At 49.9% G+C, this 13,636-nt stretch carries 12 protein-coding genes and 1 pseudogene; 7 read left to right on the top strand and 6 right to left on the bottom strand.

The window, feature by feature from the left end; genetic code table 11:
• The 7 genes and pseudogenes from ABOC97_RS23500 to ABOC97_RS23475 form a co-directional block, all read left to right on the top strand.
• On the top strand, positions 1–80 hold an 80-nt coding region (locus ABOC97_RS23500), incomplete at its 5' end, for an IS1 family transposase (protein WP_001401901.1).
• 348 nt (positions 81–428) lie between these two features.
• Positions 429–989: a fimbrial protein gene (locus ABOC97_RS23495; protein WP_349602244.1), complete on the top strand. Its 561-nt coding sequence runs from the start codon at positions 429–431 to the stop codon at positions 987–989.
• A 36-nt stretch (positions 990–1,025) separates the two neighbouring features.
• On the top strand, positions 1,026–1,760 hold the full coding sequence (locus tag ABOC97_RS23490) for a fimbrial biogenesis chaperone (protein ID WP_349602242.1): 735 nt from the start codon (positions 1,026–1,028) through the stop codon (positions 1,758–1,760).
• Positions 1,761–1,883: 123 nt separating this feature from the next.
• The gene (locus tag ABOC97_RS23485; RefSeq protein ID WP_349602240.1) at positions 1,884–4,325 is read left to right on the top strand and encodes a fimbria/pilus outer membrane usher protein; all 2,442 of its coding nucleotides are present in this window, start codon (positions 1,884–1,886) and stop codon (positions 4,323–4,325) included.
• A gap of 73 nt (positions 4,326–4,398) precedes the next feature.
• The gene (locus ABOC97_RS23480) at positions 4,399–5,556 is read left to right on the top strand and encodes a fimbrial protein (RefSeq protein ID WP_349602238.1); all 1,158 of its coding nucleotides are present in this window, start codon (positions 4,399–4,401) and stop codon (positions 5,554–5,556) included.
• A 516-nt stretch (positions 5,557–6,072) separates the two neighbouring features.
• Positions 6,073–6,387, top strand: a pseudogene (locus tag ABOC97_RS24100) (fimbrial protein); the annotation flags it as partial.
• Positions 6,388–6,651: 264 nt separating this feature from the next.
• On the top strand, positions 6,652–7,641 hold the full coding sequence (locus ABOC97_RS23475; RefSeq protein ID WP_349602236.1) for a fimbrial protein: 990 nt from the start codon (positions 6,652–6,654) through the stop codon (positions 7,639–7,641).
• A gap of 60 nt (positions 7,642–7,701) precedes the next feature.
• Here ABOC97_RS23475 and sapF read toward each other — a convergent pair whose 3' ends face one another.
• From sapF to ABOC97_RS23445, 6 genes are all read right to left on the bottom strand, one after another.
• On the bottom strand, positions 7,702–8,508 hold the full coding sequence (sapF, locus tag ABOC97_RS23470; protein WP_234505994.1) for a putrescine export ABC transporter ATP-binding protein SapF: 807 nt from the start codon (positions 8,506–8,508) through the stop codon (positions 7,702–7,704).
• A 1-nt stretch (position 8,509) separates the two neighbouring features.
• A complete protein-coding gene (gene sapD / locus ABOC97_RS23465) occupies positions 8,510–9,502 on the bottom strand; it encodes a putrescine export ABC transporter ATP-binding protein SapD (protein ID WP_234505991.1) in 993 nt (330 codons plus the stop codon).
• Positions 9,502–10,392, bottom strand: coding sequence for a putrescine export ABC transporter permease SapC (gene sapC, locus ABOC97_RS23460; RefSeq protein ID WP_349602233.1), 891 nt, complete (start codon positions 10,390–10,392; stop codon positions 9,502–9,504). The genes sapD and sapC overlap by 1 nt, the downstream gene beginning before the upstream one ends.
• Positions 10,379–11,344 (bottom strand): putrescine export ABC transporter permease SapB, encoded by a 966-nt coding sequence (gene sapB, locus ABOC97_RS23455; protein ID WP_234505986.1) that lies wholly within the window; start codon positions 11,342–11,344, stop codon positions 10,379–10,381. The genes sapC and sapB overlap by 14 nt, the downstream gene beginning before the upstream one ends.
• Positions 11,341–12,990, bottom strand: a complete 1,650-nt coding sequence (sapA, locus tag ABOC97_RS23450) for an ABC transporter substrate-binding protein SapA (protein ID WP_349602231.1) — start codon at positions 12,988–12,990, stop codon at positions 11,341–11,343. The genes sapB and sapA overlap by 4 nt, the downstream gene beginning before the upstream one ends.
• 210 nt (positions 12,991–13,200) lie before the next feature.
• Positions 13,201–13,521, bottom strand: a complete 321-nt coding sequence (locus ABOC97_RS23445) for a helix-turn-helix domain-containing protein (RefSeq protein ID WP_349602229.1) — start codon at positions 13,519–13,521, stop codon at positions 13,201–13,203.
• Between the last annotated feature and the right edge of the window lie 115 nt (positions 13,522–13,636).

Genomic DNA, 13,636 nt, shown 5'->3' with positions numbered 1-13,636 from the left:
AGTCACTGTCGTTCTCAAAATCGGTGGAGCTGCATGACAAGGTCATCGGGCATTATCTGAACATAAAACACTATCAGTAAGTTGGAGTCATTACCGCATCTATGATAAGAGGGTAAATATTTTTAATTATTGCTTAATGGCGCGGAAATTCGCTGTAAATTGCTGTCTAAAAATACACACACGAACTATTGTATTATTGTTAAAGATGGTGTGGCGGGGAGTGTAATTTTAGATGCAAATGTAATTGTCTTGGATAAACTTACATTTATAATGTTGCATTGTAACTTGCAGTAAGATTTATGGTTGACGAGTTAATTAATATTATCTTGTTAATGCTATGCATACCAGGTTGGCAGTGTCCTGGAAGATGCTGCTATTAATTAACTAAATGCCATATTTATAAATATCATTCTTGTTCAGGAATTAACATGAAACGATCTATTTTGTTCAAAGCTGGCTTGATTGCATCGGTGTGCTTTATGGCAGTAAACGCCTCTGCAGCAGGAACATCGGGTGGCACAATTACCTTTAATGGTAAAATTACATCCTCAACCTGTGATTCTGCACTGGAAGGGTCAGCGGCTAATGAAGTCACGATGCCTGACGTTGCAACGAATGCGTTTACCGGTGATACCGCGGGGCGTACTAGTTTTAATATTCTGCTAACGAGCTGCGTCCTGGATAAGGACACGGGGGTTGCTGCCTATTTCGAACCTGATGCCAACTGGGTTGATATGGATACCGGGCACCTGAATAACATTGCGGTGGCGGGCGCTGAAGGTGTAAGCCTGCAACTGCTGAATGGTGACGATGATACCGCTATTAACGTGGGTGATGCCGCTCAGGAAACGCTTGCTCATACCGTTGTCCCTGATGCGCAAGGCAATGGCACACTGCCATATTTTGTTGAGTACTTTAAAGTCGCTGGCGGTACGCTTAAACCCGGTGCAGTTCAGGGTAAAGTGACCTATTCACTGATCTATAGATAATCCAGTCCAGAGTGTTATGATAAAATGTTAGTCTCTATGATTAAGTCCACAAATAGCCAGAAATCTTTCGTTGTCATGCTGTCATGGATGATTGCAGGGTGTTATAGCACTCTCTCTTTTGCTGGAATAGTGTTAAATGGAACTCGCGTTATTTATCCAGCAGAGCAAAATGAAGTTACCGTGAATATGAAGAACACCGGGAAGTCGCCGGTGTTAGCACAAAGCTGGATTGATAGCGGCAACCAGTCGGCGACACCCGATAAAATTACTTCGCCGTTTGTCTTAACGCCACCAATTAATCGTATTGATGCCGGAAAAGGGCAGACGTTACGGATCAGTTTAATTGATGCCAAAGGCATTCCGACGGATAAAGAGTCAGTATTCTATCTGAACGTACTTGAGATCCCGGCAAAATCAAAAAACTCGGCAGATAACAATCACCTGAACATTGCTTTTCGCACTCGAGTGAAGTTGTTTTATCGTCCGAAGGACTTGCCAGGTCATGCCGATGAAGCGCCGGATATGCTGCACTGGTCAATAAATAATGGTGGGCTAAAAATTAATAATCCATCACCTTATTATGTCACGATGGGAACCGTAAAATATACGTCAGGTAGCATTCAATACATTAGCGATGGCGAGATGATCGCGCCGGGTGCCAGTCTCGATGTTCATTTTAAAAATCTTAGCGCGATTAGTGATATTCATGCGGTTAGCTTCACTTCATTGAATGACTATGGTGCTGTTGTCGAGCATAAGCAAATTAAATAATATGCTCGCTGCCTCTGGTGGAAGTTTATGATTATATTCGCATCAATTTTTTTCTTCCTGATATTTAATCTTTTGGTAGTCCAGTACGCTATGGCAGCAGAGGCAGTTGTTCCGGTGCTTCCAGTGGATGATCAGGTAGAATTTGAATCGTCATTTATCAAACAGCCATCAGGGCAGTCAGTAGATCTAACGCGTTTTTCTAATGGTGCCAACGTATTACCTGGCGTGTATAAGGTGGCGATTACGCTGAATAAGCTACCGATGACCGTCGCAGAGGTTGAGTTTAAATCCACCGAAGGGAAGGGCGTCGCCCCATGCCTTCCGCTGGACGCGTTCAATTTGATCAACTTTAATAAAGATCAGATTAAATTTACCCAATGGGAATCGTTAACTGAAAATAAACAATGCATCAACCTGAAAGAGATTATTCCGGAAACCACGCTGGATTTTGATAGTCAGTTACAGCAATTGAATATTTCAATACCGCAGATTTATATCAATAAGCAGCCACGAGGTTCCGTACCCTCTTCAATGTGGGACAGCGGTATTCCGGCGATGATGTTGAGTTACAACACGAATGCCTATGAATCGAAAAGCAGCGGCTACGAATCAAAAACGTTTTATTCATCTATCAACAGCGGCATTAATATCGGCTCGTGGTTTTTTCGCCATAATGGTTCTTACAATTGGTCAGACGTCAGTGGCGGGCATTACAACGTCCTGAATACCTACGTTCAGCATGATTTACCACGTATTTCCGGGCGCTTACTTGCGGGGCAGTCAAATACCAGCGGCCAGCTGTTTGACACGCAGCCGATTACCGGCGTTCAGGTGGCCAGCGATGAGCGCATGCTGCCGGAATCGCAGCGCGGCTATGCGCCTGAAATTCGTGGTGTGGCAAAAACAAACGCCAAAGTGACGGTCAAGCAAAGCGGGCAGACGATCTATGAAACCACCGTTTCTCCTGGCGCTTTCGTCATTAACGATCTGTATCCGACCGGCTATGGCGGTAATCTGGATGTCACCATCGAGGAAGCGGACGGCTCGCAGCAAAACTTTTCAATGCCTTATGCCTCAGTGTCACAGCTTTTAAGGCCCGGTAGCCAACGCTATAGCGTGAGTGCTGGCAAGCTGCGTAATGACGGTGTACCCAGCGACCCGGTATTGGTTGAAGCGACTTACCAGCGCGGCTTTACGAACCTGATTACCGGTTATACGGGCGTTCAGGCCAATAAAGATTATCAGGCGGTGAAACTGGGTACGGCACTGGGGCTGCAAATCGGTGCCGTGGCCTTTGATATCACGCAATCCCAGACGCATCTTCCTTCACCGGAAAAGCAGACTCTTTCCGGGCAAAGTTATCAGGTGAGCTACAGCAAGCTGATAAACGAAACCAACAGTAACATTACGCTGGCGGCGTATCGCTTTTCCAGCAGTGGTTACATGGATTACCTGACCGCGATGCAGAGCATTCAGAGCCTGAAAGATGGTGAAGATCGTAATACGATCCAGCGGCAGAAAAATCGCTTCACCGCGACCATCAGCCAGGGACTGGCAGATGACTGGGGACAGATCTATCTCAGCGCGTCGATGGAAGATTACTGGGAGCGGGATAATTTTGATCGCCAGTATCAGTTTGGCTATTCCAACCATTATCAGCAGCTCAGCTACAGCATTAACGTTAGCCGCAGCCAGGATGCATGGGGGGAATCGCAAACCAGTTATTACTTAAACCTGTCATTCCCACTGTGGCAAACACACAGTAATACCTATGCGCCACAAATGAGTTTGAGCTACAACCAGGATTCAGATGGGCACTCCGGCGAGCAGGCGATGATCTCCGGCAACGCCGGGGAAAATAACCAGTACACCTGGAATGTCAGTGGGATGAATGACAGCGGTGCCGGGAGCTCTGGCAGCTTTGGTGGGTCGTACCGTGGCGGAATTTCCCAACTTTCCGGGAGCTACAGTAAAGGCTCTGACTATCACAGTGCTTCTGTTGGGATGTCGGGCGCGCTAGTCGCGCACTCTGGCGGTGTGACATTTACGCCATACACCAGTGATACCTTCACGCTGATTGAAGCAAAGGGCGCCGAAGGAGCCTCAGTTCCGTCTTACCCTGGCATTAAAGTAGACCATTTTGGCTACGCGTTGCTACCAGCATCAAACCCATATCAATTGAACGATGTGGTGATTGATCCGAAAGGGACGTCTAAAAACGTGGAGCTGGAAAATACCTCACAAAAGGTTGTCCCACGGTACGGCGCAGTGGTGAAAGTGAAGTTTAATGCCGATAAGGGAACGCCGATTTTAATCGTTTCCTCGTATTCGGGAAAATCACTGCCATTTGGCGCAGAGGTTTTTGACGATACGGACCATAGCGTTGGTGTCGTCGCGCAGGGCAGCACGATTTATGCCCGTGTCCAGGCGTTGAAAGGGAGTCTGCATGTGAAGTGGGGCGATGGTGCGGGTGCGCAGTGTACGGTGAGTTATATGCTCGCTCCGGGAAAAGAAGAAGCAGACAGCCAAAGTGCTATTCAGCGGTTTAGTAATGAATGCCGTTAACTATTGGGTAAATAACCGACTGCTAATGGCTAATATAATTACTTAATTGTGAGAGCTATACAAATGAGGATATATGATAAAGGTTATATTCTATTCATTGCTTTTACAGGCTTTTTTTATTTTCCCTACTCATGCGAATGAGATTATCTGTGATAATGGCAATTCAAACACAGCAACATGGAATTTTAAGGCCAATCAACTTACTGTTGGAACGGATACACCCGCAGGGACGATTATTTATACTGAGCCTGATGATTATAACAACCAGGACTTCTCAATTTCATGCCATACAGATACGGGGAGCAGTGATATCGAATTCTCATTACGTCTGGATATGACTGCACCACCCATTGCCAACTATAATGTAGATGGTCACAGTGTAAATATTTATCCTACAGGTGTCCGCGGTATCGGAGTTTCTTTTCAGGATGTTGATAGCAATAGTGTTCGCTCAGGACATTATCTTTCAACACTTAGCACTTCAGAGACAGAAAAATACTCGATGCATTTAGGTCATCTTTACTGGATGGCAACGGATGTATCCGCATGGTTGCGCATTCGTTTATGGCGCACGGCGGAGTCCCTTGATGTTTCCGCACTTAATGCAGGAAAATTAACCAGCATTTTCCCAAGAGTAATGCAGGAAGCTAATGCGGGTCCTGGCTATGTACTTTACCCGAATGGAGGAACCTTTATTCTCACGGTAACAACTTTTAATGGTGCGAACCTAAAAATTGTCCCCGGTACTTGTGATCTTCCCGATACAACTGTCCTCATGGGAGTACATGATAACAGCGAAATGCTATCCGTCGGCAGTGCGACTACATGGACTGACGTTCCTGATTTAAAACTTATCAACTGCCCGGTTGCTTATGGCTATGGTGCGCAAGGGACGGGCCATAACACGTCGAGAAACAACGTCTCAGTGACGGTGAGTCCAAGAACTGAAATTGTCAGTAATCTTGCGGGTACATTTGCGGTTAACGACGGCGAGGATTCCGCTAGTGGTTACGGGATTCAGCTTGCATGGGGCAAATCAAGTGAACTCACCGATACCCCCGCAACGCTAGTGGAGTTTAACAAACCTTATCTGCTGAAAGAGTTTCCGTACGGAGATTCCACCAGCAGTACAATTCCTATAGCGCTCGCAGCACGTTATATACGTACTAGCCGTGTGGCGAAGGGCGGGGAGGCGAATGCGATTATTGATGTTTTGGTGAACTACAAATAAGATCTATTTGAACTCAAGTGCGTCTACACGAAATGCAGTGGGAACGTTGGCCCCGGTAGTCAGAATGATGCATTGCGCACAAAATCCTTCACTATCTCAAATTCACTCAGCAGTGAAGGATTTACGGGCTATTTCAAACCGCAAACTCGACATTTCCTGATACAACGTCAATTCCCATCTGTGTATGGCCCGCAGACAGCGATATGAACTGAGATCCATTGTCACAGGCTAAAAACATATCTGAGCCATTGAAACTTAAAGTTTATGTAGCGCGTACTGGAATCAGTACCTCAGATAATTTATTCCTCAAAGCCGGGACCGAAGTGGCTCGAATATCTCTTGACCAGCATTCTGTATCTTCATGGGGATGGACCAGAACATGGATTTTTGTCCTGAGAAATGATGTGCCTATTCCGGCACATACTTGCGATGTGGATGCTTCCACACCGTCGACTGTAGCGCCTGAACCGGCATCCTCCAGTAGTATGCTGCATATAAGGTAGCACCAGCCAGTCGACGAATTTTAGTGTTAAGCTTAAATGCCAGGGAAATGTAAATGTCGCAATGCTATTGGATGGCCAGCAAGACCAGGATGCAACCGATGAGGGGGTGCTGGTTAATAATCCGGGGATGAATTCAGCCTCTGGTGTGGGTATCCAAATATTATTTGGTAATAACCCGGTGATGCTTGGACAAACATTCACGGTAGGGACATCAACAGATGGTATATACGATATCCCAATGCAAGCCCGTTATTACCGAACCTCGGTGACACCGGTAAAGGGAGGGGATGTCTCTGCATTTATGACTTATAATATGACATATAAATAGCTTTAATATCAGGCAGTGTGGCTTTTGAGTAAGAAACTAATTTCAATAGTTCTGTGGTGTAAAAATGGGCATGGTTGATATTCAATATCTGCCTTTTTCATAATATAATATTTTGAGGTTGAGCTATAAGCGCTGAAAAACTTTGTGCCAACCCGAGTTTTATTACCGTGACAGTCGGGGTTGTCTAATCTGAGTATGGATACTGAATAGTGTTAACGGTAATAATATAAATACAAGCATAGTTATTAACGATTAGGCAGCGCTATGTTTCGTTTCTTTATTTGTAAATACGCAGCAAGTTTATTTTTCATTTTATCAATGGGAATGGTTTCTCTTAACGTCTATGCATTTTCATGTCCAAATAATGGAACGCAAAGTGTTGGGGTGGACTTTATTTTACCTGATACCAATGAGATAGTGCTGGTGTCGGACATGAGTACTTACACAACATGCGAGGGTAATGTTGGTCCGACGACGGAAAATGATGCATTGCGAACAAAATCATTTACGGTTTCGAGTATTCTGGTCAATCAAGGATATATGGGGTATTTTCAAACACCCAGTTCGACATTTCCGGATACCACTTCGATTCCCATCTGCGTATGGCCTTCAGAAGAAGATATTAACTGCACCCCTGTATCGCAAACTAAAGATAATATGTCCGAGCCGTTAGCACTAAAAATCTATATAAAACGGGTAGGCATAACGACAACAGATGACGTGGTCCTGAAAGCTGGTACTGAGATTGCGCGCATCTCGTTAGATCAACGCTCATGGAGCCAGTGGGGCTGGACCAGAACATGGATCTTTATACTGGACAATGATGTCCCCATTCCGGCACATACCTGTAGCCTCGATGATTCCACTCCGTCGTCCGTCAATCTGGACCCTGTTTCCAATTCTAGTTTGACGAGTATGGGAAGTACCAGCAAAACAACAGATTTTAATATTAAGCTTAAGTGTCAGGGGAGTGTCGATATCAGTCTATTACTGGCCGGAAAAGAACCAGCAACTATATCAGGCATAGGCGTGCTGGATAATAACGATACCGGCTCAAGCCCTGCATCGGGTGTCGGGTTACAAATACTTTTTGATAATACTCCGGTGAAGTTCGGTCAGACGTTCTATGCCGGGGCATCGACAACGGGGATTTACGATATTCCGATGCAGGTGCGCTATTATCGAATATCGGCAACGCCAGTGAAGGGAGGGGATGTTACCGCCTCCCTGACTTACAACCTGACCTATAAATAACGTCCCGAATATATCCAGCAACATGAATGGAGGATTATTACGACAGTTTAAGTCACTAAATTACCTGTCCTTACGCCACGCATCCGCCGTCAACGCTTCACCGAAATGCCCAGCAATCAGTCGTTTAGTCAGATCATGCAGCGGAGAGGCGAGCACATCGGCGGTACTGCCGCGTTCAACCACTTCCCCCTGATGCATCACCAGCACCTGGTCGCTGATATGTTTCATCATCCCTAAATGCTGGGTGACGTAGATATAAGAGATCCCCTGTTTCTCCTGCAATTCCAGCATCAGGTTAACCAGCTGCGAACGCATCGACATATCCAGCGAAGCTAACGCTTCGTCGCAGATGATCACTTTTGGCCGCAGGATCAGCGCACGTGCCAGCCCCAGACGCTGTTTTTGTCCCGGTGCCAGCATGTGAGGGTAGTAGCTGACGTGGTCCGGCAGCAGGCCGACCAGGCGCAGGGTGTCGATTATCTGTTTGCGCCGCGCTTCCGGCTCAAGGTCGGTGTTGAGGCGCAGGGGGAAATCGAGGATCTGCGAGATACGCTGACGTGGGTTCAGCGAGGTGCTCGGATCCTGGAAAATCATGCGGATGCGCTGGCTGCGGAAAGAGTAATCGCCAAATTCCAGCGGATGGTCATCAATCAGTAGCTCGCCGGTGGTCGGTTCAACCATACCTGCCAGCATTTTCGCCAGCGTTGATTTACCGGAACCGTTCTCCCCAATAATCGCCAGCGTCTGTTTTTCACGCAGGGTAAAACTCAGCGGTTTCACCGCCTGCACCGTTTGCCGGTGGAACCAGCCGGTGCGATAGCGGAAGGTTTTACTCAGGTTGCGAACTTCAAGCAGCGTTTCGACCATGTCACTCTTTCTCCATATTGAGCGGGAAATGACAGGCGAACAGGTGATTCTTCGCTCCCGTCAGACGCGGGGTTTCAATGCATTTGCGTTGGGCATAAGGGCAGCGAGGCCCTAAACGGCAGCCCATCGGCAGCTGTTCCAGCAGCGGTATCGCACCGGAAAGGGTATTCAGACGGCTTTTATGCGGCATTGAGCGGCCAAAATCCGGAATTGCGCGGATAAGCGCCTGGGTATACGGATGATGGGGAATCGTCACCAGTTCTTCGCTTGGCGCGCTCTCTACCGTCTGCCCGCAATACATGACGTTAATTTTATCCGCCCAGTGGGTCAGCATCTGCAAATCATGTGAAATCAGCAGAATGGTGGTGTTGTTATTCTGGTTGAGGCCGGTAAGCAGGCGGAAGATCTGCGCCTGGGTCGTTGGCTCCATGGCGTTGGTCGGCTCATCGGCAATCAGCAGACGCGGCTGGTTAGCCAGCGCGATGGCGATCATCACCTTCTGGCATTCACCTTCCGTCAGTTCATAGGGGAAGCTGCGCATCGCGTCTTTATGATCTTTGATACCGACGCGGTGTAACAGCTCAATGGCGCGACGTTTACGCCAGCCTAGACGCTGCCACCAGCGGCCTTTAAACGTCCAGCCGGGAATGTTTTGCGTGAGCTGCTTACCGACTCGTTCAGACGGGTCGAGACACGACTGCGGCTCCTGGAAAATCATCGACACGTTGTGGCCGACCAGCCGACGACGTTCGCGGTTGGAGAGGCGAAGCAGATCGATATCGTCAAAGCGCATACGATCGGCGGTGACGCGCCAGTTGTCTTTGTTAACGCCGCAGATGGCTTTGGCGATCAGGCTTTTACCGGAGCCTGATTCACCGACCAGACCGCGGATTTCGCCCTCGGCCAGCGTCATGCTGACGCGGTCGACGGCCTTCACCCAACCTTCGTTAGTCTTAAACTCGATGGTCAGGTTACGAATATCAAGTAATGGCATTATTCCACCCCCGCATTAATAGCGCGGCGAATACCGTCACCCAGCAGGTTAACCAGCAGCACGCTGACCATAATGGCCGCACCTGGGAGCATGACCGTCCACGGGGCAACGTATATTAGCTCCAGCGCATCGCCCAGCATCGCGCCCCATTCGGGCGACGGCAGCTGAGCACCAAGGTCGAGAAAACCGAGCGCTGCGATGTCGAGAATAGCCATCGACAGGGCGCGGGTAATTTCCGTAACCAGTCCAGCGGCGATATTGGGCAGAATGGCGAACCATAAAATATTCAAGGTGGTTGCGCCGTCGAGGCGAGCGGCGATGACGTAATCGCGCTCCAGCTCATCGTGCACCATGCTGTATATCGAACGCACCATACGCGGTAACAGGGCCAGCCAAACGGCAAACATGGCGTGGGAAAGATGCGGCCCGGCAAACGCTACCACGATAATGGCCAGCAGCAGCGACGGAATCGACAGCAGGGTATCGAGGATATGGTTGAGCACCGCCGAACGCAGGCCATGCGTTGATCCGGCGAATGCGCCAAGTACCAGGCCAAACGCCGTAGCGGCAAGCGTGACCACGAAGGCGCCGCCAACCGTTGGCGCCGCACCGCTCAGTAAACGGCTCAGCACATCGCGGCCTAAATCATCGGTCCCGAGGAAGAAGGAAACCTCGCCATAGCGCGACCATGACGGCGGCAACAGCTGGTAGCCGAGGAACTGTTGATCGATACCGTACGGCGCGAACCAGCCGCCGAAGATACAGACCAAAATAAGCCCGATGCAGCCGTAAAAGCCAATCATCGCGGTGGTATCGCCGTAGAATTTACGCCACACGGTGAGCAGGGCACCCGGTGGACGCTTTTCGAGGTAGACGCTATCGTAAGGCATACCATTCCTTATGTTTCAGCGGGTTAGCCATAGCACCCAAAATATCGGAAATCACGTTGATGATGATTACCAGGGCGCCAATCACCATCACGCCCGCGGAAATGGCGGCGTAGTCCTGTTGACGGATTGCGTTAATCATCCAGCGCCCCAGACCCGGCCAGCTGAAGACCATCTCGGTAATCATCGCCAGCGTCAGCATGGTGGAAAATTGCAGGCCCAGGCGCGGGATCACCGGTGGCAACGCGTTATGTAACACGTGTCGACGCAGAATAGTCAGCCGGGAAACTCCGCGCGTGGCGGCTGCCTTCACATAGTTGGTGTCGTAAATGGCAATGGTGCTGATACGCATCAGACGGACCACTTCGGTGGTCGGCGCCACCGCCAGCGTCAGCACTGGCAGCACCATATGCCGCAGGGCGCTGATGATCATCTCATCACGCCACGGTGAGTCGGACAGCCAGGCATCAATCAGCGCAAAGCCGGTCACATTTTTCACTTCATAAAGTAGATCGAAGCGCCCGGAAACCGGCAACCAGCCCAGCGTTAACGAGAAGAACAGCGTCAGCAGCAGCGCCAGCCAGAAGACCGGAATAGAGAAGCCGAGAAGAGCGAAAAAGCTGATGACCTTATCCTGCCATTTATTGCGGGTGATCCCCGCCAGCATACCGACCGGAATTCCGACCAGTAGCGCAAAGCCAAAGGCCATAATGCACAGCTCCATCGTCGCCGGGAACACTTCGCGTAGCTGATCGGAAATGGGCTGGCCGTTAATGCTGGAAACACCAAAATCCCAATGCATCACGCTATCGAACCAGAACGCCCAGGCGTTCCATAGCGAGGCGCCCTGGAGAGGCGCGTGCGGCGTAAAATAGCTTAAGCAAAAGCCGATGACGGTCAGGAAAAAGAGGGTGACCAACAGCAACAGCAGGCGACGAAGGGTGAAAATGATCATGGTTTCTGCACCTTCTCTTCTTTTTCCCGTGACACACCGGCAAACGAGGCGTTACCAAACGGACTCAGCACCAGCCCTTTCATATCGTAACGGTAGGCCTGTAAACGCAGCGACGACGCCAGCGGTAGAATGGGCAGCTCGCGTGCCAGAATCTGCTGGGCTTCGTCATAAGCGTCAATGCGCGAGGCCAGTTGCTGCGAATCCAGCGCTTTTCTCAATACGCTATCGAACTCGCGATTACACCAGTGCGCAAAGTTGGTCTGCGAGGTAATGGCCGCGCAGCTCAGCAGCGGACGGAAGAAACTGTCGGGATCGTTACTGTCCGTGGCCCAGCCAGACAGCGTCAGGTCATGGTTCATATCCATCAACCGGGCTTCCTGGAAACGGCCTTCGACCGGCACAATCACCACTTTTACGCCAATCTGCGCCATGTCAGCCTGGATAAGCTCGGCGGTTTTGAGTGGGCTTGGGTTCCACGCCTGTGAGCTGGTTGGCACCCACAGATGTAACGTCAGTTTATCAATCCCGAGAGCCTGCAACCGCCGACGTCCCTCTTTCGGGTTGTATTCGGTAATTTTAGCTTCGTTATCGTAAGCCCAGGAGGCGCGCGGCAAAATAGACGCGGCGGTTTCTGCGGTGCCGTAATAAATCGACTGCATCAGGCGCTGGTTATTGATAGCCAGCGACAGGGCGTGGCGCACTTCAGGATTATTGAGCGGCGGTTTGTCGGTATTAAACGCCAGATAGGCAATGTTCATGCCCGGACGCAGCGTCAGGCGCAGGCGCGGATCGTCGCGCAGAATCGTCAGTTGGCTGGCGGCAGGCCAGGCCAGTACATCGCACTCGCCGGTTAACAGTTTAGACAGACGACCGGTGCCGCCGGAGCCTAGATCAACGACCACTTGTGGCATTAATGGCGTGCCGCGCCAGAATTTAGGGTGGCGCTGCAGGCGTATATACTGCCCGGCCTGATATTCATCGAGCTGGAATGGCCCGGTGCCCACCGGCTGGCGGTCGAGTTGTTCCTGATGATCCTGTTTGGTCAACTTTGCGGCGTACTCAGCCGACATCACCGAGGCATAGTGGGTTGCGAGGTGCCAGAGGAAAGACGCATCCGGACGAGTCAGGCGGAACTCCACCGTGCGGTTATCCAGCTTGCGGACACTCTGTACGCTATCGGCGAATTGCAGACTGTCGAAATAGGGGAACGCGCTGCCGTTGACGTTATGCCACGGGTTTTTGCGGTCAAAAATACGCTCAAAGGTAAACACTACGTCGTCGGCATTCAGCGTACGCGTCGGAGTAAACCAGCGAGTGGTCTGGAACTGCACGTCGTTTCGCAAATGGAAACGGTAGGTCGCGCCGTTGTCGAGTACTTCCCAGCTTTCTGCCAGCTCCGGGACCAGTCGATAGGTATACGGGTCGACATCCAGCAGGCGGTCGTAAAGCTGAGCCGCCAGAGTATCGACAATCAGCCCGCTACCTGCTTTTTGCGGGTTAAAGGTGTTGACCTGCCCGCTAACGCAGTAGACAAAGCCGCTGTCGCGTATGTCGGCATGAGGTGGGGCGAGCGGTTGCGGTGCGGCAATCGCTTGACCGCAAATCAACCCCAGCGCAGCCAGGAAAGGTGACAAATTCAGGCGCATAGTTTCGTTGTTTTTTCGATTGATCTGCAAAGTGTATCGCACTTACAGCGGTCAGGGGAAAATGTATGAATTCAACTGACTTAAAAGTCGCCAATCGGGGTGGTTCATGTCGCTTGAAAAGGGATTTCCTCATGTGGTGTGGGTCTGCACAACGGTAAATATCGGGCAGGAGAGACGTTGCGGAGGGAGTATTGCTGTTGTAGCCAACCGTTAACGCTGGGATAGCTCGTTAATGAGCGCGCTAGCACAGATCAACGCTTTGTTTTCAATGGTGATTTTTTGGCTACTTTTCAGTTTGGCAAGGATCTTCATCACATAGCTGCGTGAAAGCAGCGTTTTATTCATGATGTACTGTGCAGGAGTGATACTCAAACGAATATCAGCGGGTTCATCCATTAACGCAACGATTTGGTTGCAGATGAGTTCATAGCTTGAGCGTCCCGTGAGTCGGTTAATCACGCCGCTAAATTCATAGGACTGATAGGCAAGGATAATGGCCAGACTTTCCCAAAGGTTGTTGTCTGCAATCACTTTTTTGACCATCTCAGTGCTAGGGAAGGTGCGAATAAGCGGGGAAATTCTTCTCGGCTGACTCAGTCATTTCATTTCTTCATGTTTGAGCCGATTTTTTCTCCCGTAAATGCCT

It is taken from the genome of Kluyvera huaxiensis (genome assembly GCF_040149365.1).
Classification (GTDB): Bacteria; Pseudomonadota; Gammaproteobacteria; order Enterobacterales; family Enterobacteriaceae; genus Kluyvera; species Kluyvera intermedia_A.
The sequence above is the reverse complement of the archived record's forward strand: the minus strand, read 5'-3'. Positions and strand labels throughout refer to the sequence as shown.